The 22,184-nt window shown below is 70.7% G+C and carries 14 protein-coding genes and 1 pseudogene; 5 read left to right on the forward strand and 10 right to left on the reverse strand.

Going from position 1 to position 22,184, the window contains the following annotated elements:
• Positions 1-96: 96 nt before the first annotated feature.
• The 3 genes from OVA21_RS10530 to sucC form a co-directional block, all read right to left on the reverse strand.
• Positions 97-1,782 carry a cell division protein PerM gene (locus OVA21_RS10530; protein WP_067717329.1) on the reverse strand — a complete coding sequence of 562 codons (1,686 nt, stop codon included), beginning with the start codon at positions 1,780-1,782 and terminating at the stop codon, positions 97-99.
• A gap of 127 nt (positions 1,783-1,909) precedes the next feature.
• Positions 1,910-2,812, reverse strand: a complete 903-nt coding sequence (sucD, locus tag OVA21_RS10535; RefSeq protein ID WP_067717326.1) for a succinate--CoA ligase subunit alpha — start codon at positions 2,810-2,812, stop codon at positions 1,910-1,912.
• A 22-nt stretch (positions 2,813-2,834) separates the two neighbouring features.
• The gene (sucC, locus tag OVA21_RS10540) at positions 2,835-4,001 is read right to left on the reverse strand and encodes an ADP-forming succinate--CoA ligase subunit beta (RefSeq protein ID WP_067717323.1); all 1,167 of its coding nucleotides are present in this window, start codon (positions 3,999-4,001) and stop codon (positions 2,835-2,837) included.
• 318 nt (positions 4,002-4,319) lie between these two features.
• On the opposite strand from sucC, the gene OVA21_RS10545 reads away from it, so the two are divergent.
• A complete protein-coding gene (locus OVA21_RS10545) occupies positions 4,320-5,168 on the forward strand; it encodes a M23 family metallopeptidase (RefSeq protein ID WP_227022049.1) in 849 nt (282 codons plus the stop codon).
• Positions 5,169-5,244: 76 nt separating this feature from the next.
• Here OVA21_RS10545 and OVA21_RS10550 read toward each other — a convergent pair whose 3' ends face one another.
• Together OVA21_RS10550 and OVA21_RS10555 are read right to left on the reverse strand one after the other, a co-directional pair.
• Positions 5,245-7,743, reverse strand: coding sequence for a UvrD-helicase domain-containing protein (locus OVA21_RS10550; protein WP_096907085.1), 2,499 nt, complete (start codon positions 7,741-7,743; stop codon positions 5,245-5,247).
• A gap of 39 nt (positions 7,744-7,782) precedes the next feature.
• Positions 7,783-9,207, reverse strand: coding sequence for an alanine/glycine:cation symporter family protein (locus OVA21_RS10555; protein ID WP_432613283.1), 1,425 nt, complete (start codon positions 9,205-9,207; stop codon positions 7,783-7,785).
• Between the two features lie 58 nt (positions 9,208-9,265).
• On the opposite strand from OVA21_RS10555, the gene OVA21_RS10560 reads away from it, so the two are divergent.
• Positions 9,266-9,547 (forward strand): chorismate mutase, encoded by a 282-nt coding sequence (locus tag OVA21_RS10560; protein ID WP_069388780.1) that lies wholly within the window; start codon positions 9,266-9,268, stop codon positions 9,545-9,547.
• A gap of 24 nt (positions 9,548-9,571) precedes the next feature.
• Here the strand turns inward: OVA21_RS10560 and OVA21_RS10565 are convergent, their stop codons facing one another.
• Positions 9,572-10,243 (reverse strand): DUF5701 family protein, encoded by a 672-nt coding sequence (locus OVA21_RS10565; RefSeq protein ID WP_096907083.1) that lies wholly within the window; start codon positions 10,241-10,243, stop codon positions 9,572-9,574.
• 51 nt (positions 10,244-10,294) lie between these two features.
• Here OVA21_RS10565 and pgi point away from each other — a divergent pair, with 51 nt between their 5' ends.
• The 3 genes from pgi to OVA21_RS10580 all read left to right on the forward strand — a co-directional run bounded on the left by pgi (position 10,295) and on the right by OVA21_RS10580 (position 14,707).
• Positions 10,295-11,953 carry a glucose-6-phosphate isomerase gene (gene pgi / locus OVA21_RS10570; RefSeq protein ID WP_069388782.1) on the forward strand — a complete coding sequence of 553 codons (1,659 nt, stop codon included), beginning with the start codon at positions 10,295-10,297 and terminating at the stop codon, positions 11,951-11,953.
• 104 nt (positions 11,954-12,057) lie between these two features.
• A complete protein-coding gene (locus OVA21_RS10575) occupies positions 12,058-12,648 on the forward strand; it encodes a dihydrofolate reductase family protein (RefSeq protein WP_096907082.1) in 591 nt (196 codons plus the stop codon).
• A gap of 136 nt (positions 12,649-12,784) precedes the next feature.
• Positions 12,785-14,707, forward strand: coding sequence for an HNH endonuclease (locus OVA21_RS10580; RefSeq protein WP_096907081.1), 1,923 nt, complete (start codon positions 12,785-12,787; stop codon positions 14,705-14,707).
• 69 nt (positions 14,708-14,776) lie between these two features.
• Here the strand turns inward: OVA21_RS10580 and OVA21_RS10585 are convergent, their stop codons facing one another.
• The 4 genes and pseudogenes from OVA21_RS10585 to OVA21_RS10600 form a co-directional block, all read right to left on the reverse strand.
• Positions 14,777-15,532: an SDR family oxidoreductase gene (locus OVA21_RS10585; protein WP_096907080.1), complete on the reverse strand. Its 756-nt coding sequence runs from the start codon at positions 15,530-15,532 to the stop codon at positions 14,777-14,779.
• Positions 15,529-16,404: a DNA-formamidopyrimidine glycosylase family protein gene (locus OVA21_RS10590; RefSeq protein ID WP_069389275.1), complete on the reverse strand. Its 876-nt coding sequence runs from the start codon at positions 16,402-16,404 to the stop codon at positions 15,529-15,531. Before OVA21_RS10590 ends, OVA21_RS10585 begins: the two co-directional genes overlap by 4 nt.
• A 3-nt stretch (positions 16,405-16,407) precedes the next feature.
• Positions 16,408-17,319 carry a cation diffusion facilitator family transporter gene (locus OVA21_RS10595; protein WP_096907078.1) on the reverse strand — a complete coding sequence of 304 codons (912 nt, stop codon included), beginning with the start codon at positions 17,317-17,319 and terminating at the stop codon, positions 16,408-16,410.
• A 78-nt stretch (positions 17,320-17,397) separates the two neighbouring features.
• A pseudogene (locus OVA21_RS10600) lies at positions 17,398-22,163 on the reverse strand (ATP-dependent helicase).
• Positions 22,164-22,184 lie beyond the last annotated feature (21 nt).

Genomic DNA, 22,184 nt, shown 5'->3' on the forward strand with positions numbered 1-22,184 from the left:
GGTGGAGAGGCGCTGGGGGTCTCGCTACCGACCACGTCCGGCTCTCCTACCCGTCGATCCTCAGACCCACCGGGAGCGCGGGCCACGGCTGGGAGTCTAGTCGGCCGCCCCTCTGCCCTCGGCAGGCAGACCGGTCGGATCGTCGGAGTCGGACTGTGCATCGCCGGGTTCGGCATCGTCGGCCACCGCGTCCCCACGCCGGGTGTCCTCGGACTCGCCCTCGTCGACCCGGACCTCCTCGGACTGATCCTCGGCGGGCTGACCCTCCGCGGGCTGCTCCTCCGCCGGCCGTGGGTCCTCGACCACCGCCGGAGATGGCGGACCCCCGGCAACCGTGGCGTCCTCGTCGGCAGCCGGGTCGAGGTCTGGCTGCGCGTCCACCTCGGCTTCCGCGGCGGTGTCGGAAGCGGCGACCTCGTCGTCGACCCCGGCGCTGTCGACCCCGGCGTCCTCGACACCAGCGTCCTCGACACCGGACGTGCTGGCCTCGCCGACCTCGCCCACCCCGCTCCCGGTCGGGTCCTCGACCGGATACTCCGCCGGGTCCTCGACCGGGTCCTCGACCACCGGGGCGGTCCCGGCGCGGCGACGACGCCGCTCGAGTTCGCTCTCGGCCCGCTCGCGGCGCCGAGTCAGGCCCGCCAACGACAAGGCGATCGTCGCCGACCCGATGATGCCGAACAGCACCAGGGCCATCGACGCCGCGATGAGCGAGCCCGTCCCGACCATGCCGAGCATCCCCAGCCGACCGCCCGCGATGACCGGGCTCACCGCGATCACCAGGGCCACGATCCCCGCGGCCAGCCACGTCGCCTTGACGGCGTCGCCGGTTGTGCGGAACCAGTGCGCGACCGACCTCGCGAGCCCGGCCGCCACGAACACCGTCACGAGCAACAGGCCCTGCACGACCCAGTGCGGGTTGGTGGTGGGCAGGACGGCCGCCAACGGCACCTCCGGCATCGGCCCCCGGGACACCGCGAACACGCTGTACGAGGCCTCGCCCAGGTGCGCCTCCCCGCCGACCATGAGCGCGGCCCCCGTCATCACCACATTGGGCAGGTACGCCACCGAGATGCCCGCGAGCGCGGCCGCGCCCACGACGCCCTTGCCGATCTCCAGGACCGACCCCACCGGCTCCCACGCCATCACCAGTCCGACCAGCACCAGCAGTGTCGCGACGGCCCACGTCGCGGCGACGAACGCGGCGCCCAGGTGGATCCCCCCGCGCACCCACAGCGGCAGTATCTCGCGCAGGTCGCGACGGAAGTACAGCCACACCCCCAGCCCCGAACCCACGATCCCCACACCTGCGGTCCACAGCAACGCCGTCGGCAGGGCCGACTCGCGCACCGCGAAATCCGAGGCGGCCGACCCGACCAGCAGCGTCGCCAGCCCGGTCAACAGCAGCCCCGCCAGCGTCACACCGGCCATCGCCGCCCCCGCCTCGCGCGGGCCCGGCTGCTCGACGTCCGCCAGCACCGCACGGGTCTGCCGGGCCAGGACCGCCACATAGATCAGCGCGGGCAACAACGGCAGGAACCCCAGCTCGACCCGGTCCACGGTCAGCGGCACCCGGTTGACCACCAGCCACTCCACCGCGACCACCGCGAACAGCGAGTCGAATCCGTCGGCGGTGAACAGCAGAACCGCCAGGGTGAGCGCCGCCAGCACCAGTACGGAGACGATGACGGGCAGCGCCGCGGCGGCCGCCGTCCACAACAACGAGCGGGCACCCGCGGGCGACCGTCTCGCAGCGGGCCGGATGACGCGTGGGGGACTCACTCTGACAACCGTAGATACCCGCCGGCGCGGGGCACCCCCGGCACGCCGCGACCCCCGCCATCCGGGGATGACGGGGGTCGCTGGGGCCTGCTCACTCGCGGTGGCCGGGAGGGCCACCGCGGGCGGATCACATGGCGTCGAGAAGATCCTTGGCCAGCTGCGCGGTCTCGGACGGCGTCTTGCCGACCTTGACGCCCGCGGCCTCGAGGGCCTCCTTCTTGGCCTGCGCGGTGCCCGCGGAGCCGGAGACGATGGCGCCGGCATGGCCCATCGTCTTGCCCTCGGGGGCGGTGAAGCCGGCCACGTAGCCGACGACCGGCTTGGTGACGTTGGCCTTGATGTAATCGGCCGCGCGCTCCTCGGCGTCGCCGCCGATCTCGCCGATCATGACGATGACCTTGGTCTCCGGGTCGTTCTCGAAGGCCTCGATGCAGTCGATGTGCGTGGTGCCGACGATCGGGTCGCCACCGATGCCGATGGCGGTCGAGAAACCGTAGTCGGCCAGCTCGTACATCATCTGGTAGGTCAGGGTGCCCGACTTGGACACCAGACCGACCGGCCCCTTGCCCGCGATGTTGGCCGGGGTGATACCGACCAGCGACTCGCCCGGCGTGATGATGCCCGGGCAGTTGGGGCCGATGATGCGGGTCTTGCCGCCCTTGGCGACGTTGTAGTTCCACGCGGTGGCGGTGTCCAGCACCGGGGCGCCCTCGGTGATGACCACGGCGAGCCCGATCTCCGCGTCCACGGCCTCAATGATCGCGTCCTTGGTGAACGGCGGCGGGACGAACAGAATCGTCGTGTCGGCGCCGGTGGCCTCCATGGCCTCCTTCACGGAACCGAACACGGGCAGCTCGACGTCGTTACCGTCGGCGTCCTTGTGGGACACCGTCGTGCCGGCCTTGCGGGCGTTGACGCCGCCGACGATCTGGGTACCGGCCGCGAGCATGCGGGCGGTGTGCTTGCTGCCCTCGCCGCCGGTGATGCCCTGGACGATGACCTTGTTGTCCTTGTTGAGGAAAATCGACATGTGTGTAAGGTCCTTTAGCTTCTTACTTGGCGGCCAGCTCGGCGGCCTTGTCGGCGCCGGAGTCCATGTTGTCGGCCAGGGTCACGAGCGGGTGGTTCGCCTCGGCGAGGATCTTGCGACCCTCCTCGACGTTGTTGCCGTCGAGCCGGACCACGAGGGGCTTGTTGGCCTCGTCGCCCAGGATCTCCAGGGCCTTGACGATGCCGTTCGCGACCGCGTCACACGCGGTGATGCCGCCGAAGACGTTGACGAACACGCTCTTGACCTGCTCGTCATTGAGGATGACGTCGAGACCGTTGGCCATGACCTCGGCAGAGGCACCGCCGCCGATGTCGAGGAAGTTGGCGGGCTTGACGCCGCCGTGGTTCTCGCCCGCGTAGGCGACGACGTCGAGAGTCGACATGACCAGACCGGCGCCGTTGCCGATGATGCCGACCTGTCCGTCCAGCTTGACGTAGTTGAGGTCGTTCTCCGCGGCCTTCTGCTCGAGCGGATCCGTGGTGCCCGCGTCGGCGAAGTCGGCGAAGGTCTCCTTGTGACGGAACTCGGCGTTCTCGTCCAGGGTGACCTTGCCGTCGAGGGCGAGGATCTCGTCATTCGGCGTACGGACGAGCGGGTTCACCTCGACCAGCGTGGCGTCCTCCTTGATGAAGACGTCGTACAGCTTGGCGATGGTCACCGCAGCGGCGTCCAGCACCTCCTCCGGCAGGTGGCCGGCCTTCGCGATCTCGCGGGCCTTGGCCTCGTCGACACCGACCGTGGGGTCGATGTTGATCCGGGCGAGGCGGTCCGGGGACTCCTCGGCGACCTGCTCGATCTCGACGCCGCCCTCGACCGAGCACATGGCCAGGTAATTGCGGTTCGACCGATCGACCAGGAAGGAGATGTAGTACTCCTCCGCGATGTCGCTGGCCTCGGCGACCAGCAGGTTCTTGACGATGTGGCCCTTGATGTCCAGGCCCAGGATGTCCTCGGCCCGGGCGCGGGCCTCCTTGGCATCCTCCGCCAGCTTCACGCCGCCGGCCTTGCCACGGCCTCCGACCTTGACCTGCGCCTTGACGACGACAGGCTTGCCGATCTCGGCCGCAACCTTCTCGGCCTCTTCCGCGGTGTCCGCGACGCGCCCCGGGGTGGTGGGCACGTCATGCTTCGCGAAAAGAGCCTTTGCCTGGTATTCAAAGAGATCCATCAGCTCACCATCTTGACGTGGGTAGATTCGCCCGGCCCTGTCGAAAGCCGAGTCCTGCCTCATCCTAGGCGCGTGGTGTGTCCCCCGTCGCACACTGGGGGTAGCTGTGTGTAGTGGATCACACCGGACGGCAGTCCGAACCGTCACACCCCACACATGCGCACCCCGGAGCCCCTCGGGCACCACGAGTCGCACCGGTGTGACGCACCCCTCCCCCACGCGCCGCCGACAACCTTGCGGCACCGTTGCCGATCCGTTACGTTGGACGACGTTCATCACGAAAAGATCACGGCGCGAACGCAGAGGGGAAACGACACGGTGCAGAAGTCGCAATTCGAGGAAGCCGCGACTCCCGTCGTCATCCCCCCTGTCGGTGCGCACCGGGTCGGCCGTCACCGGATGCCCGCGCCGCCGCACGCACTGCGCGGTCGCGCAGCCGTCCTGGCCGTCGCGGCCGGCGCCGCGGTGACCGCGGCTTCGGCCGGCTCCGCCATGAGCGACACGAGCACCCACTCGGCCGAGGCCGGGGACATCGCCCTGCTCGCCAACGGGGAGCCCGCCCCCGCCACCTCCGCGCCCGGTGCACCGTCGACCTCGGCGCCGGCGACGCCCTCGGCCCCGGCGCCGGTCGTCCTGCCGGCCGCTGCCGACGGCTCGTCCACCGATGACATCAGCTCGACGATGCTGTACGCGGGCACCGAGATCAACGCCCAGCGCGAGATCGCCGAGGAGCAGGCGCGACGGCCGAAGGTCGTCATCCCCGCGATCGGCGCGTTCACCTCCCCCTACGCGATGCGGTGGGGCGTGATGCACTCGGGCATCGACATCGCCAACGTCAACGGCACGCCCATCCTGGCTGCCACGGACGGCGTCGTGGTCGACGCGGGCCCCGCCCAGGGCTACGGCAACTGGGTTCGGATCATGTCCGACGACGGCACCATGACGGTCTACGGCCACATGGAGACCGTCGACGTCCAGAAGGGCCAGCGCGTCTACGCCGGTCAGAAGATCGCCGGTATGGGCAACCTCGGTTTCTCGACCGGCACCCACCTGCACTTCGAGGTGCTCGTCAACGACGGCCAGCAGCACGTCGATCCCGTCATCTGGCTGGCCGAGCACGGTCTCGACGTGCTCGCGGGCAGCGTCGCCTCCGCCTTCGGTAGCTGACAGTTCGACCTGTTCCGGCCGGGCCCACTCGATAGTTCGAGAGGCCCGGCCCCGGCGGCGCCATGACGCCTCTGCTCTAGAGCTTCTGCATGGGGACGCCCCCGATGAGCATCAGCCGGACCTTGCCCGACGCACCGAAGTCGATCGTCGCAGTGGCCCGCGGCCCACTGCCGTCGCAGGACAGCACCTTGCCGAGTCCGTACTTGTCATGGGTGACCCGGTCCCCCGGCGCCAGCTCGAGGGCGGGGGCGGACGCCTTCGCGCGGGGGATCCCGGACGACCGTCCACTCGCGGACCCGGCTCCACCTGAGCCGTACCCGCCCGAACCGTACCCGCCCGAACCGCCTCCGAAGCGGCGGCGCGGGACATACGAGTCGTCATCCCCGAATCCGCCACCACCGGCCGGCTCCTCGCGCTGCCATTCGATCGCCTCGGTGGGGATCTCCTCGAGGAACCGCGATCCGGGATTGGTCATGGGTTGCCCCCAGGACGAGCGCATCATCGCGCGGGTCAGGTATAGGCGCTTGCGGGCGCGCGTGATCCCCACGTAGGCGAGCCTGCGCTCCTCGGACAGCTCCGCCGGGTCCCCCAGCGCCCGCATGTGCGGGAAGAGTCCGTCCTCCATGCCGATGAGGAACACCACCGGGAACTCCAGCCCCTTGGCGGTGTGCAGGGTCATCAGAGTGACCTGCCCCTGATCCTCGTCCGGGATCTGGTCGGCGTCGGCGACCAACGAGACCCGTTCGAGGAACGCCGCCAGCGACCCGGGCTCCGCCAAACCCTCGTCGAGGTCGGCATCCGTCTGGTCGGGCACCGCACCCGCGGCCTCCCCGGCGTCCTCGATCCCGAAGCCCTGCTCCCGCGCGGAGCGCTGCAGTGCGGCCTCCGAGGAGAACTCCCGGCCCACGCCGACGAGCTCGTTGAGGTTGTCCAACCGGGCGGCGTCCTGCGGATCGTTGGACGCCTCCAGCTCGGCGCGGTAGCCGGTGCTCTCCAGCACGGCCTCCACCAGTGCCCCGACATCGGGCGCCGAGTCCTCCCCGGCGGCGTGACCGCTGCCGTCCAGCCGCCCCCGCAGGTCGTCGAGCATCTGCACGAACCCGGCGATCGCCTTGACGGACCTCGTCGGCAGCAGCGCCACCTTTCCCTCGGCCGCGTCCCGCAACGCGCGGCCGAACCCGATCCCCCGCTGCTCGGCGTGGACCACTACGCACGCCTCGGCACGATCCCCGATCCCTCGTCGGGGGGTGTTGAGGATCCGGCGCAGCGCCACGGTGTCGTCCGGGTTACCCAGCACCTTGAGGTAGGCGACGATGTCGCGCACCTCCTTGCGCTCGTAGAACCGGGTGCCGCCCACGACCTTGTAGGGCAGGCCCAGTCGGACGAACACGTCCTCGACCACGCGGGAGGAGTTGTTGGTCCGGTAGAACACGGCCATGTCGGAGTAGGAGGCCTCACCCGAGTCGACCAACCTGTCGATCTCCCCGGCGATGAACCTCGCCTCGTCGTGCTCGTTGTCCGCCACGTAGCCGACCAACAGCTCACCCGCGCCCTCGGAAGTCCACAGGTTCTTCTCCCGGCGGCCCGGGTTGCGCGAGATCACGGCGTTGGCGGCCGTGAGGATGGTCTGCGTGGAACGGTAGTTCTGCTCCAACAGGATGGAACGTGCATCGGGGTAGTCGTGCTCGAAGTCCTCGATGTTCCTGATCGTGGCCCCGCGGAACGCGTAGATCGACTGGTCGGCGTCACCGACAACGCAGAGTTCGGCCGGGGGGACGCCCACCTCGTCGTCGTCGTTCCCGGCCGCCCCGCCGACGAGCGTGCGCACCAGGACGTACTGGGCGTGGTTGGTGTCCTGGTACTCGTCCACCATGACGTGACGGAACCGCCGCCGGTAGTACGCCGAGACCTCGGGGTGGGCACGCAGCAGCGCGACCGTCTCCCCGATCAGATCGTCGAAATCGAAGGCGTTGGCCGCCTGCAACCTCGACTGGTACTCCGTGTAGACGGCCGCGACGGTCTGCCCGGTGCGGTCGGAGTCCTCCATCGCCCGGTCCATCGCCTCGGACGGCTCGCGCAACTCGTTCTTGTGGTTGGAGATGGCCGTGGCCAGCATCCGGGGGGTGAACTTCTTGACCTCGAGCTGCTGCTCCTTGGCGATCATCCCCAGCAGCCGCCGGGAGTCGTCCGAGTCGTAGATCGTGAAGTTCGAGTTCCGCGTCCCGAGCAGCGCGGACTGGGCGCGAAGGATCCGCACACAGATCGAGTGGAACGTCGCCACCCACATCCGCTCGGCGTGCGGGCCGACCAGTGTGGCGACCCTCTCGCGCATCTCGGCGGCGGCCTTGTTGGTGAACGTGATGGCCAGGATCTGCCCCGGGTGCGCGCCACCCTCGGCCAGCAGGTACGCGATCCGCCGCGTGAGCACGCTGGTCTTGCCCGAGCCCGCGCCGGCCACGATCAACAACGGGCCGCCGCGGTGTGTGACCGCGGCGGCCTGCTGTGGGTTGAGCCCGTCCAGGAGGGGCGAGTGGGGCGTGGTCGGTCGGGCGGAAGCGTGTGCGGTGTCGGTCATCGTGGGTCCAATCTACCCACTCGGTCCGACACCCCGGGATCAGCGCTGACCGGCCCCCGTGAACTCCTTCACCTGGGACGCCGTGGCGGTCAGGCCGGGGTCGTTGTCCAGGTAGTGGCGCGTCTCGCGGACGATGAGGCCGGAGAGGACCAGGAGGCCGATGAGGTTGGGGATGGCCATGAGGCCGTTCATGACGTCGGCGAAATTCCACACCACCTCGAGCTCGGTGACCGCCCCCACGAACACCACGCAGGTGAACACCATGCGGTACGGGATGACGCCGCGCGCGCCCACGAGCCGTTCCATGCAGCGCTCGCCGTAGTACGACCAGCCGAGGATGGTGGAGAAGGCGAAGAACGCGATGGACACCGCCACCAGCTTGTCGCCCTCGGGGATCGCGGAGCCGAAGGCGTCTGCGGTCATCGTCCCGGCGCTGTCGCTGCCCTCCTGCCACACACCCGTGGTCACCAGCACCAGACCGGTGAACGTCACGACGATGATGGTGTCGATGAACGTCTGGGTCATCGACACCAGGCCCTGCCGGGTGGGGTGCGTGGTCTTGGCGGCCGCCGCCGCGATGGCGGCGGATCCCATGCCGGACTCGTTGGAGAAGATGCCGCGGGCGACACCCATCTGGATGGCGTAGAGGATCGCCGAGCCGACGAAGCCGCCGACCGCCGAGGTGCCGGTGAACGCGTCCGAGAAGATCTGGCCGAACGCCGACGGGATCTGGCCGGCGTTGACCACGAGCACGACGGTCCCGCCGACGAGGTAGAGCACGATCATCAGCGGCACGAACCCGGCGGTGACGCGGCCGATCGCTTTGATACCGCCGAGGAGGACCGCACCGGTGAGGACGAACATCACGATGCCGGTGGTGACGTGCGGGACGCCGAACGAGTTGTCCAGCTGGGTGGCCACCGCGTTGCCCTGCGTCATGTTGCCGATGCCGAAGCTGGCCAGCACGGCGAACACCGCGAACACGATGGACAGGACGAGGCCGATCCTGCCGCCGGTGCGCCCGAAGAGTTCCGCGAACCCCCGGTGCAGGTAGTACTGCGGGCCGCCGGACTGCTCGCCGCGGGCGTCGGTGACGCGGAAGCGCACCCCGAGGAACGCCTCGGAGTACTTGGACGCCATGCCGACGAGCGCGGTGATCCACATCCAGAAGAGGGCACCCGGTCCGCCCAGCGCGATGGCCGTGGCGACACCGACGATGTTGCCCACGCCGACGGTCGCGGCCAGGGCGGTGGTCAACGCCTGGTACTGCGAGATGTCACCCTCGCCGCCGTCGTCCTTCCGTTTCAGCAGCCCCAGCCTGAGGGCGGGGACCAGCTTGCGGAACTGCAGCATCCGCAGCCGGATCGTCAGGAACAGGCCGGTGCCCAGCAGCAGCGGGATGAGGACGAACGGTCCCCAGATCACCGATCCGATGTCGGCGAGAAACGTGTTGATATCTTCCACGGGCGGAAACATTAGACGGTCATTCGTCCGGTTCGGGGCGCAGTGGGATAATTCGGTCATGAGCATCGATCCCGCCGGCACCGACGACCCGCTGTCAGAGTCCGAAATCCAGGAACTGCGATTGGAGATCGACCGCCTGGACGCCGAGATCCTCGATGCGATCGTCCGCCGCAGCGAGATCTCCAAGCGCATCGGCCGCACCCGCATGAAGTCGGGCGGCACGAAGCTCGTCCACACCCGGGAGCTCAAGGTCTACGAGCGGTTCTCCTCGCTCGGCGAGGAAGGGCAGACCCTCGCCGGCATGCTGCTGCGTCTCGGCCGGGGCCGCCTGGGCTACTAGCTGTACTGACAACCAGGGCCCCGGCTACTCTTCCGGCCCGACCCTGCCCGCCGTGGACGCGAAGCCCAGCCAGGTGTGGTGATTGTTCGCCCAGCACCACCCCACCTTGGGTGCGCCCTTGTTCGCTTTGCCATCGCGGCCGGTCCCGCCACTGATCCACAGTGCGGGCGTCAGCGAGTCCAGCCCGCCGCCCTTCTTGGGTTTGCGTGAGCCGATGCACATGAAGCACTTCCCGGGCTCCAGTAGGTCGGGGCGCTGAAGCAGCCAGCTGATCCCCTCGGAGACGGTGAGCGGGGTACGACCCCGGGCGCCCATCTCGGTGTGTGCGTCGGTGGGCGTCCAGTCCAGCATGTCGTCGTCGCGTGTCACGTCCCCCACCAGGTATAACGGGGCGTCCGGGACGTGGACGTCGTCGGTGGGCACGAACTCGGCCAGGTCGGTCATGTCGACGACGACGAAGCCCGCCTTACCGTGGCGGCGCATGAGGGTGGCCAGTCGCGCGGTGGGCACCAGGGACGGGTGGACGGCCAGCACGGACCCGCCACCGCCTTCGCTGTCGCCGGGTCCGGCAGGCAGTGCGCGGGCGTGGGCCCGCAGTTGATCGGCCGTGATTCCGGCGAGCTCGGGCACCCCGAGCTCGACGAGGCGCTCGACCTGGCGGGCGATGGGGGCTTCGGGCGGAACTCCGGGGGTCACATCGCTGGAACGGCCCGCGGCCCGCCGTTATTCCCGGTTAGCCTCGAAGCCATGACCGACATCAGCACGACGAAGCAGTGGACAGCGGTGGAGAACCTGGTTCCGTCGATCGGCGAGGTGTCTCTGCGGGAGCTGTTCGACGCCGACCCGGACCGCGGCCGCCGGATGTCGGTCACCGCGGGCGATCTGCACGTGGACCTGTCCAAACATCTGGTCACCGACGAGATCCTGTCCGCCCTGCTCGAACTCGCCCACGCCGCCCGGCTGCCGGCGCAGCGGGCCGCGATGTTCCGGGGCGACCGCATCAACACGACCGAGGATCGCGCGGTTCTCCACACTGCGCTCCGTCTTCCGCCCGATGCCGAACTCGTCGTCGACGACCGGAACGTGGTGGCCGACGTCCACGCGGTACTCACACGCATGGCCGACTTCTCCGACCGCGTCCGCTCCGGCGAGTGGACCGGACACACGGGCGAGCGGATCGACACGGTGCTCAACATCGGCATCGGGGGCTCCGACCTTGGCCCGGTGATGGTCGACAGCGCCCTGCGGCAGTTCCGGACGGCCGGCATCAGCGCCAGGTACGTCTCCAACGTCGACCCCGCCGACCTCTCGGCCACCCTCGCGGAGATCAACCCGGCAACGACCTTGGTGGTGGTCGCCTCCAAGACGTTCACCACCCAGGAGACCATGGCCAACGCGCACGCGGCGCGCCGGCACTTCGTGGAGGCCCTCGGCTCCGAGGACGCGATCGCCTCGCACTTCGTCGCCGTCTCCACCGCCGCCGAGAAGGTCGCCGACTTCGGCATCGCGGCGGACAACATGTTCGAGTTCTGGGACTGGGTCGGTGGACGATATTCCGTCTCCTCCGCCATCGGGCTGTCGGTGATGATCACGGTGGGGCCACCGGCGTTCATCGAACTGCTCGAGGGCTTCCACACGATGGATGAGCACTTCGCCACCGAGGCGCCCGAGCACAACGCACCGGTCCTCATGGCGCTGCTGGGGATCTGGTACACGTGCTTCCTCGGGTCGCAGTCCAAGGCCGTGATCCCCTACACCCAGGACCTCCGACGGTTCCCGGCCTACCTGCAGCAGCTGACCATGGAGTCGCTCGGCAAGTCGGTCCGGCTCGACGGCTCCGATGTCACCTACCCCACCGGCGAGGTCTACTGGGGCGAGCCCGGCACCAACGGCCAGCACGCGTTCTTCCAGCTCCTCCACCAGGGCACCCAGCTGGTTCCCGTCGATTTCATCGGGATCGCCCGCCCGGGCACGGACCTGGACGCCCACCCCACCGATGGGTCGGACGCGGTGTCCATGCACGACCTGCTCATGGCCAACCTGTTCGCGCAGTCGCGGGTCCTGGCGTTCGGCAAGACCGAGGAGGAGGTCCTCGCCGACGGCGTCGACCCGACTCTCGCGCCCCACAAGGTCATGCCCGGGAACCGGCCGTCCACCACGATCCTCGCGCCGTCGCTCTCGCCGGGTGTCCTCGGCCAGCTCATCGCACTGTACGAACACATCGTGTTCACCCAGGCCGCGATCCTCGGCATCAACGCGTTCGATCAGTGGGGCGTCGAGCTGGGCAAGGCCCAGGCCGGCGAGTTGCTGGGCGCCCTCACCGCCGACACCCACCCGGGCCCCACCTTCGATTCCTCCACGGACTCCCTGGTCGAGATCTACCGCGAGGCACGCGGCCGGCGCTGACGCCCGCACCGGCGCCGTCTCCCGCGCCGGCTCGTGCGCCCGGCCCGCTCAGCGGGGTGCGCCGTCCCCCTCGCGCGGGGCGCGCCACCGTGCGATTCTTGAGCATGGCCACGATTTACTGCACCGCGACGAGCCTCGACGGGTACATCGCCGACGACGACGAAAGCCTCTCCTGGCTGTTCGCCACTCCCGGAGGCGCCGCGCCGGGGTCGACTGCCGGGGCCGATGACGAGTCGGTGCCCGAGCTCCACTTCGACCGGTTCTTCGCCGGCGTCGGCTCGATCGTCTGCGGTGCGAACACCTTCGAGTGGGTCCGCCGGGATCTCACCAAGGACGGCCAGCCGTTCGTCTGGCCGTACTCCCAGCCCACCTGGGTCGTCACCCACCGGGACCTCGACCCCGTCGACGGCGTGGAATACTTCGCCGGCGATATCGCCGACCTGCACCCCCGCCTCGTCGAGGCCGCGGAGGGGCGGGACGTCTGGGTGGTCGGCGGCGGCGACCTCGCCGGGCAGTTCGCCGACCTCGGTCTGCTCGACCGGGTGTGGATCCATCAGTGCGCGGTCGTCCTCGGCTCCGGCCGACCCCTGCTGCCCCGTCGGCTCCGCCTCCACCGTCGTCAAGTCGACACCGACGGGCAGTTCACCGCCATGCTCTTCGACGTCGTCGGCCCGGAACCACGCGATTCGGCCTAGCTGCTCGACCCCCGGTGCGCCCCCGGTGCTCCCCCGGTGCGCCGGGGGAAAACCCTTGCCTAGTCGAATGTGTGTGCGTATTATAGAACACAGATTCGACACCGGGTAGGCGGCGCACGGTCAGGGGGTGGGGCACATGGGCGGTAACGCAGACCGTTCGTCCGGCGGCTCGTTCCCGTCCGGTGGTTCGTCGTCGCCGGGCGGCAGTGCGGCCGGCGCCTCCTCGTCTTCCGCCTCGCCCTCTTCACTGTCGGAGCTGCGGGCGGCGGCGCGTGAGGGGTGGATGGGCGAGAATCGCGCGGCGGCGCGCCGGTTCGTGGCCTGCTACGAGCTATTTGTCGAATGCCAACGCCGGGAGGAGTCCGGGGCGGGCAGCGGTGAGTGTCGGCCCGGTCATGCGGTGCTCGATCCGATCGATGTCGCGGCCGGGTACGTGGTGTCGGCGATGGCGATCTCGACGGGCCGGGCCGAACGGATGATCACTTTCGCTGTCGATCTGCACTTGCGGTATCCGGAGATCCTGTCCGCGATGGCGCAGGGGCGGCTGGATCTGCAGGCCGCGAAGATACTGGCCTCGCAGATGGCCACCGTCCACGTCGATGTGCTCGAGGCGGTGCAGCGGCGGGTCGTCGAGGAGTATCTCGCCGCGATCGAGGGCGGGGTGCGCCTTGGTGAGAAAGCCATCCGCGGCAACGTCGATGCGATCATCGCCCGCTACGACGCCGACGGGATCCGCCTGCGCCGCCAGGAGGCGGCCCGCACCCGCGGGGTGCGGTTCCACAAGGGCGTCGATGGCATGTCGAGCGTGTCGGCGATCCTGGCCACCGAGGAAGCCGCCGTCCTGGCCGAGGCCCTCGACCAGCGCGTGAAAGACCACAAGTACGCCGACGCCCAAGCCGCCGCCAGCACCCAAGCCGACACCGCCAACGCCGACACCGCCAACGCGGGCGATCGCGCGGCCGCTGGCGAGGTCGAGGACTACTCGATCGCCGAGCGGCGCGCCGACGCCCTGATGTCCCTGGTGTGCGGCGACGCCGGCCTAGCTGGCGCCGCTGGTCGCGCCGGTCGGCCCGGTCAGCCCGGCGCGCCTGGTGCCGGGGTGGCGTTGCGGCCGAAGGTCACCGTCATCGCCACCGGCAACACCGCCCGCGACGCCGGCGGCGCCCGGGTGGAGTTCACCCGCACCGGCCAGGCCGCCCTGCAGGCCCTGCTCGACATGCTCGCCACCAGCGACGGGGCCACCTTCGAGCCCATCGACCCGCGCATCGGGGCCGCCGACGACTCCCGGGCCGCCCTGAAATACCGGCCCAGCGCCCAGTTGGCCCGCCGGATCCGGCTGCGCGATGGCACCTGCCGCCACCCCGGCTGCGCGATCCCGGCCGAGGCCTGTGATCTGGATCATGTGGTGCCGTTTGATCACGCCGACCCCCGTCGGGGCGGGCACACCATCGAGGCCAACCTGGCCGCGATGTGCCGGCGTCATCACCGGTTCAAGACCTTCTCGGACTGGATCTACGAACTGCAGCCCGACGGCACCCTGACCGTGCGCACCCCGGACGGCTCGACCATGCTCACCCGACCCTCCGGCCCACTTGCCAAGTACCGGCGCGAACAGGCCCACGCCGAAACCGAGGCGTGGACCCGGCAGCAACGCCGCAGCCCCGACCCCACCGGCGACGAGAAGGCCGACGCCGAGCCGACGTTCTGGTCCCGCCGCGCCTCCCGCCACCGCACCGAACGCCGCAACACCGAACGCCGCAAGGCCGAACGCGCCCGCACCTACGACCCCGCCCCACCCGCCCCCGGCACCGGGACGGGCACCTCCGGGAACGGCAAGGCCACCGGGAACGGCACAGGCACGGACGCCGCCGGCGCCGCCGCCACCACCAGCGCGGCCACCGACACCACGCCCGAGAAAGCCACTCCCGCCAGCGCCACCCCCGAGAGCGCCAGCCGCTGGTGGGCCCGCAACAAACCCCACCACAGCGACATCGAAAAAGGCATCCGCGCCCTACTCCACGAACGCCTCGACGAACTCATCGACCCACCACCCTTCTGACACCACGAGGGCCGCGCCGGGCATGACCGGCGCGGCCCTCGTCGGGGCCCGGGTGGGGCCACCAGTGGGTCAGACGAAGCGGCGGCTGACCTTCTCGGGCAGGAGCGTCAGCAGCGGGCCGATCGCCTTCCACGGCTTGGCGGGAACCAGCGCGCGGGTGGGCTCGGCGTCGATCGTCTTGACCAGCGCGTCGACGCCCTCGTCGAACTCGGTCATCAACGCGGTCTTCACCGACCGGTTGATGTCCGTGCGGATATACCCCGGGAGAATGTCCGTCACCTTGATCCGGCTACCGGCACTGTCGAGCTCGGCGTACAGGCCCTGCGCCAGGGCCGAGACGAACGCCTTGGTCGCGCCGTAGGTGTTCTGCGCCTTCGGCATGCCGCGCAACGAGCTCACGGACGAGATGAACACCAGGTGCCCCTCACCTCGAGTGAAGAGCCGCTCCATCGCCGCCTCTGCCTGGTTCAGCGTGCCCACCACGTTCACCATCGCGGTCTCCCGGTTGGCGTGCGCCTTCCCCGTGCCGATCGAGGCGCCCTTGCCCAGCCCGGCGTTGAGTACGAACCGGTCGATGCCGCCGAGCTCGGCGTCCAGCTCGCCGAACACCCGCTCCACCGCGTCACCGTCAGCCACATCGAGCTCGCGGACCGCCACCGTGATCGAGGGATTCGCCGCCAGCAGTTCGGCTCGGAGCTCCTCCAGGCGGTCCAGGCGCCGCGCGCACAGCGCGAGGTTCTTCTCCTGCGCGGCCCAGCGGCGGGCCATTCCCTCCCCGAGGCCAGAGCTGGCACCGGTGATCAGAATCGTTTTGCGGTCGGTCACGAGTTCTCCTCCGTTGGCGATGCGCCCAGTGTGGCACGACGCGGCTGGCAGGACGGGCAACGGTAGGCGATGCGATCCAGGGAGTCGCTCGGTTCGTCCGGGTCCGCGAGTCCTCCGAGACGGAACGTCTCCACCTCGGTCCCGCACCGGCGGCACGGCTTGCCGTCGCGGCCGTACACCCACAGCTCGCGCCCGCGCCGGGTGTCGCCGGTCGTCACCCGGACTGTGCGGTCGGCGTTGGCCACCAGCATCCGCCGCGCCAGTGTGACCATCGCACGGAGGTCCGGCACGACCTCGACCGGATCCCGCGGGTCCACCCCGCGCAGGAAACACAGCTCCGCCCGGTAGACGGTCCCGATCCCGGCCAGATTGCGCTGGTCGAGCAACGCCTCGCCGATCGTACGAGTGGGTCGCTCGCTGATCCTCCGCACGACCTCGTCTGTGCTCGTCACCGGGTCCCAATCCGCGCTGAGGAGATCGGGCCCGAGGTGGCTGACGGCGCGGTCGGCCTCGGCGGGGGTCAGTGCGCGGAGCAGTCCGAGTTCCGTGCCCACCACCTCGACGTCACCGGCACGCAGGAGCAGCCGGACGGTGTGCGCGGGGAACCGCCACCGGTCCCCCGCACGCAGGACGTGGATGCGGCCCTCCATCTTGAGGTGGATGTGGAGGGTGACGGGGTCACGGCCCTCATCGTCGGGGCCGACGACGACGAAGAGGTGCTTCCCCCGGGACCGGGCCGTCACCACCGACCTGCCCGCGAGATCGACGGCGGCGAATCTCGGTACACGGAGCTCGCTCCTGTCCAGGGTGCGGCCGGCGAGGGCCTCGCGGACCCGCGCCGCAGCCCGGTGCACCGAATCACCCTCGGGCACGGTTCACCACCCCAGTTCGCGGCAACCGACGACCCCGGCGGTCTCGATCTGCACCGTCACGTGCTCGATCCCGTGCTCCTCCAGGAGGACGCGCCGAGCCTCGCCGAGCACCTCTGAGTGATCTGCGACCGAGTCGACCACCAGGTGCACGGTACCCACGTCCATTCCCGAGGTCAGTGTCCACAGGTGCAGGTCATGGACCTCCTCGACGTCACGCAGGGCTCCGAGCTGGGCCTCCACCTCCACCGGATCGACGCCGGCGGGCGCGTGCTGGGCGAGGACGGCGACCACCTGCCGTCCGAGCGCCACCGCCCGCACCACGATGAACACGGCGATCGCCACCGCGACCACCAGATCCCACACCGTCGACCCGGTCGCCCGCATGAGCAGCGCCGCCACGATCACCCCGACGGAGCCTGCCGCATCGGCGAGCACCTCGAGGTACGCGCCACGCACTGCCAGGCTTTCGCCGGACCCGCTGCGCAACAACAGCAGGGAGATGACGTTGACCACGAGCCCGAGCGCGCCGACGACGAGCATCGTCCCGGCGGCGACGGAGGAGTCGGAGCCGAGCCGACCGACAGCTTCGATCAGCACGTACACGCCCATGCCGAGCATGATGAGCACCGCCAGGCCGGAGGCGAAGATCTCCACGCGGTAGTGGCCGAACGTCCGGCGGCCTGATGCGTCGGGCCGGGTGGCGACCACCGTGGCCAGGAGGGCCGCGCCGAGTGCCACCACGTCCGCGCCCATGTGGCCGGCGTCGGAGAGGAGGGCGAGGGAGCCGGAGACCAGGCCGGCGACCAGTTCGACCCCGAAGAACGCCGCCGTCAGGGCGAACGCACCCCCGAGGCGCGCCCGGTATCGCCCACCGGCGTGGCCGGAGGGACGACCATGGGAATGGCCCGCACCCATTCGACAACACCCCTTCCAACACATGCACTAATGCGCATACTCTAACTATTCGCCGCGGCCGACTCAAGATGTGGATGTTCAGCGGCGGATCCGCAGCCCCTTGGGAGTGATGCCGAAGCCGGCGGCCTCGAACGCCGCGGCATGGGACGAGGTGTGGACGGGCTCGCCACCGAGGGTGGTGACGGTGAGCGCGCCGACCGCGCCGGACTTCACGGTTCCGGCGAGCGCCGTCGCAGCGGCCGGGACGGCACCGGCGCGGTCGTCGAGGACCAGGACGGTTCGCCCGCCGCGTTCGACGAACAGCACACACACTCCGTCGACCAGCACCACCAGAGCTCCCGCCTTGCGACCGGGGCGGTGTCCGGACCCGTTCCCCGTCCCCTCGCCGCCCATGTCCCCGTCGCTGCGGGTGCGTGCGGCGGGCCAGGGCAGGGCGGCCCCGTAGGGGTTGGCGGGGTCGGTCGCGGCGAGGACCCGAACGGCGGGCTCGTCCGCACCGGATGGCCAGTGGGCGTCGTCGGCGGTGTCGTCGAAGGTCCGCAGCCGATCGATGGTGTTGCCGGCGGCGAACTGGGCGGCACCGAGGCCGTCGACGAAATACCCGCGCCGACAGCGGCCCGAGTCCTCCATCTGCGCCAGTACCTTGTACACGGCCGCGAACCCGCCGGGGATCTCCTCGGCCTCCACCGCGCCCCGCGTGACCACACCATGACGCAGTAGCAGAGTCTCGGCCCAGGCGTGGGCCCGCAGCGTCGCGTCGGTGACCGGCTCCGGCACCAGCGACCAGCGGCCGGCGAGCAGGGGCGGCGTCCTCGTACCCGCGGCGACGGAGTCGTTCAGTTGGGCCATGGTCGTCCTGCCCAGCCGGGCACGGCGCGGTCGAGCGGAGGACCTGGGCGAACGATGCGCGGTCCCCGACCCCGAGGATCCGCCGCCGGCCAGCACCGCGCGCAGCGGCGCGAAGGTGTCATTGGTGACCGCTCCGTCCCACACCAGATCCCACAGTGCGTCACGGACCGCGGCCTCGGTGATGGTGAGCACGGGGTCTGTAGTCGCAGGGTCTGTGTTCGCAGGGTCTGTAGGTGCAGGGTCTGTAGGCGCGGGGGCGGCCGCGTCTTTCACCTTGGCGACGATGTCGCGGAAGAACAGGGCGCCGCCGCGCAGGGACTCGACGACGGCGAGGTGGACCGGCCCCTCCGGCTTCGGTCGATCGAGGGGCAGGGTCGCACCGGCCGAATCGGCTGGGTGCAGGGAGACCCAGCCGTCGCGTGAGCCCGCCCGACCACGCCCGCTCCAGATGACCTCTCCCCCGGCCAGGAGTTCGTCGAGCATCGTCGGTGAGTAGTCCCGCACCCGGGGTGCCAGGATCAGCGGTTCGAGAGCGGAGGCGGGCACCGCGAGTCCGTCGAGCTGCTCGACCACGGCGAGCACCCCGTCCACGCCTGACTCGGCGCCGGGCCCTGTGCCCGCACCCGCTCCGGTGCCGAGGCTCTGCCAGCCGGGCAGGAAGCGGCCCAGCCCGGAGTGCGAGACCGGTTCGATCTGCGATCGCAGTGCGGCCAGCGAGCGGCGGCGGATGTGCCGCAGGACCTCGGCGTCGCACCACTCGGGGCCCGTCGCGCCCGGACGGAACTCGCCGGCCAGCAGCGCCCCGGAAGACGTGAGTCGATCGAGAACGCCGCGGGCGACGGCCACCCCGAGCCCGAAACGCTCGGCGACCGCGTCGACGGTGAACGGGCCGTGGGTGCGCGCATAGCGCCGGATGAGCTCGCCGAGGGGGTCGGTGACATCGCCGAGGAACGCCGACGGCACCCCGGGCGGCGGCGGGACACCCAGCCCGTCGCGGAGCCTGGACACGTCTTCGACGCCGGCCCACCACGTCCGGCCGGAATGCTCGACGGTGACCACGCGCCACGCCTCGGCCAGGGAGGCGAGCCAGGCGGGGGCGGCGTCGGGGTCGGTGGACCGGGCCGCGACCTCCTCGGCCGTGAGCGGGCCCAGCAGGCGCAGGAGATCGACCACGGCCTCGGCGTCGCGGGCGGCGCGATCGGGCTCGAGGTGCTGCAGCCGCCGTTCGATCGAGTCCAGGACCTCGATGTCGAGCAGCTCGCGCAACTCGACGCGACCGAGGAGCTGCCCGAGCAGCGACGGGTCGATCGCGAGCGCCGCCGCCCGCTTCTCCGCCAACGGGGAGTCGCCCTCGTAGAGGAACGCCCCGACGTAGTCGAACAGCAGCGACTGCGCGAACGGCGAGGCACTGGGTGTGTCCACCTCGACGATCCGCACGGTGCGCGACTCGATCTCGGTCAGGATCCGCTCGAGCGCCGGGACGTCGTAGACGTCCTGCAGACACTCGCGCACCGCCTCGAGGATCATCGGGAAGTCCGGGTAGCGGCGGGCGACGTCGAGCAGCTGCGCCGACTTCTGCCGCTGCTGCCACAACGGCGCCCGCCGGCCGGGGTCGAGCCGGGGGAACAGCAGGGCGCGCGCCGAACACTCACGGAAGCGGGAGGCGAACAGTGCGGACCCGCCCACGTGCCGGGTGACCAGGTCCACCGCCTCCTCGGCCCCGATGGCGAACGTCTCGGCTCCCGGGCGTGCGCCCACCTCGCCGTCGTCGCCCATGTCCGGTACCCGGAGGATGATGCCGTCGTCGGACACCACCGGCACCGCGTCGAATCCGTGCGCGGCGGCGAGCCGGGCGCGCACGGCCTCCGCCCACGGCCAGTGCACCCGCGCCCCGAACGGCGAGTGGAGAACCACCCGCCAGTCGCCGACCTCGTCGCGGAAACGCTCCACGACGAGCGTGGTGTCGCTGGGTACATGACCGGTGGCCTCGCGCTGTTCGGACAGGAAGCGCCGGAGATTGGTGGCGGCGTTGGCGTCGAGGCCGGCGGCGTCCAGCCGGGCGGTGGCCTCCGCGTCCGTGCCGCCCGCGACCTCCCGCAGGAAGCCGCCCAGCGCGCGGCCGAGCTCGGCGGGCCGACCCTGGTCGTCACCGAGCCAGAACGGCAGCCGACCGGTGCCGCCGGGCGCGGGGGTGACCAGCACCCGGTCATGGGTGATCTCCTCGACGCGCCAGCTCGAGGCCCCGAGCGCGAACACGTCACCGACGCGGGACTCGTAGACCATCTCCTCGTCCAGCTCCCCGACGCGGGTGGCCTTCTCCCCCACCATGAACACGCCGAACAGTCCGCGGTCCGGGATCGTGCCGCCCGAGGTGACGGCCAGCCGCTGGGCGCCGGGGCGGCCGGTGAGCGTCCCCGCGTCGCGGTCCCAGACCAACCGCGGCCGCAATTCCGCGAAGTCCGCCGACGGGTACTTACCGGCGAGCATGTCGAGTGTGGCCTCGAACGCCGACCGCGGCAGCCCCTGGTACGGGGCCGTGCGCCGGACGGCCGAGAACCACTCCTCCACGTCGATCGGCTCCAGCGCACACGCCGCCACCGTCTGCTGGGCCAGGACGTCGAGGGGGTTGGCGACAACCGACAACTCCTCGATCGCACCGAGGAGCATCCGCTCCACGGTCACCGCGCTGTGGACCAGGTCCGCACGGTGCTTGGGGAACACCACCGCCCGGGAGACCTCGCCGACCTGGTGACCGGCACGGCCGACGCGCTGCAGCCCCGACGCCACCGACGGCGGTGACTCGACCTGCACCACCAGGTCCACCGACCCCATGTCGATGCCCAACTCGAGGGACGAGGTGGCCACCACCGCCCGGAGCCGGCCCGACTTCAACGCGTCCTCGATGAGCGCCCGGCGCTCCTTGGACACCGACCCGTGGTGCGCCATCGCCAACTCCGGCGGTGCGCCCCGCGTGACCTCCGAGGGCACCATCACCTGCGCTGGCGGTCGGGCCGGGGGCTCGGGCAGGGACCCGGGGTCGGTGTCCTCGGCGTAGATCTCGTTGAGGCGGGCGGTGAGCCGTTCGGCCAGGCGACGGGAGTTGACGAAGACGATCGTCGAGCGGTGCGCGGTGACCAGGTCCACCACCTGCCGCTCGACGTGCGGCCAGATCGACCCCTGCCCCGGCGTGCCCGCTGGTGCGGACACATCCGGGGCGGCCGAGGACAGGTCGGTCATGTCCTCCACCGGGACCCGGACGGACAGCTCGAAGCTCTTGTCCGACCGCGGTGCCACCACGGTGACCGGGCGCTCACCCGCCAGGAAGCGGGCCACCTCGGAGTGCGGCCGGACCGTCGCCGACAACCCCACCCGCTGCGCGGGCGCGTCGAGCAGCTCGTCCAGACGCTCGAGGCTCAGCGCGAGGTGCGCGCCGCGCTTGCTGCCGGCGACCGCGTGGATCTCGTCGATGATGACCGTGTCCACGTCCGTCAGGGTCTCGCGGGCGGCCGAGGTCAGCAGCAGGAACAATGACTCGGGCGTGGTGACCAGGATGTGCGGTGGCCTGGCCCGCTGGCGGCGTCGCTCGTCCGGCGGGGTGTCACCGGTCCGGATCCCCACGGACACCTCCGGCGTCTCCGTGCCCAGCGCCGCGGCCTCCCGGGCGATCCCCGCCAGCGGAGCCCGGAGGTTGCGCTCGACGTCCACGGCCAGCGCCTTGAGGGGGAGATGTAGAGGACACGGGTGCCGGGGCCGGACGCGCGGGCACTCCCGGCCGCACTGCCCGGGTCGGGTTCGGCCGGGCCCAGGAGCAGTCCGTCGAGCGCGGCGAGGAACGCCGACAGCGTCTTGCCCGAGCCCGTCGGTGCGACGACCAGGGTGTGGGCGCCCCCGGCGAGGGCCGCCCACGCACCGGACTGCGCGGCGGTCGGCGCGCCGAACGCACCACGGAACCAGGAGGCGGTGGCCGGGTGGAACCGGTCCAGGGCGACGGACATGAACACATGATGTCGTACGGC

This window comes from Dietzia sp. SL131, from assembly GCF_026672565.1.
Taxonomy (GTDB): Bacteria; Actinomycetota; Actinomycetes; order Mycobacteriales; family Mycobacteriaceae; genus Dietzia; species Dietzia kunjamensis.

Excerpts from the sequence above, each read along its gene's own strand:
- sucD (WP_067717326.1), bottom strand. The coding sequence starts at position 2,812 with ATGTCGATTTTCCTCAACAAGGACAACAAGGTCATCGTCCAGGGCATC.
- sucC (WP_067717323.1), bottom strand. The coding sequence starts at position 4,001 with ATGGATCTCTTTGAATACCAGGCAAAGGCTCTTTTCGCGAAGCATGAC.
- OVA21_RS10550 (WP_096907085.1), bottom strand. The coding sequence starts at position 7,743 with ATGACCGACACCGCACACGCTTCCGCCCGACCGACCACGCCCCACTCG.
- OVA21_RS10560 (WP_069388780.1), top strand. The coding sequence starts at position 9,266 with ATGAGCATCGATCCCGCCGGCACCGACGACCCGCTGTCAGAGTCCGAA.
- pgi (WP_069388782.1), top strand. The coding sequence starts at position 10,295 with ATGACCGACATCAGCACGACGAAGCAGTGGACAGCGGTGGAGAACCTG.
- OVA21_RS10575 (WP_096907082.1), top strand. The coding sequence starts at position 12,058 with ATGGCCACGATTTACTGCACCGCGACGAGCCTCGACGGGTACATCGCC.
- OVA21_RS10580 (WP_096907081.1), top strand. The coding sequence starts at position 12,785 with ATGGGCGGTAACGCAGACCGTTCGTCCGGCGGCTCGTTCCCGTCCGGT.
- OVA21_RS10595 (WP_096907078.1), bottom strand. The coding sequence starts at position 17,319 with ATGGGTGCGGGCCATTCCCATGGTCGTCCCTCCGGCCACGCCGGTGGG.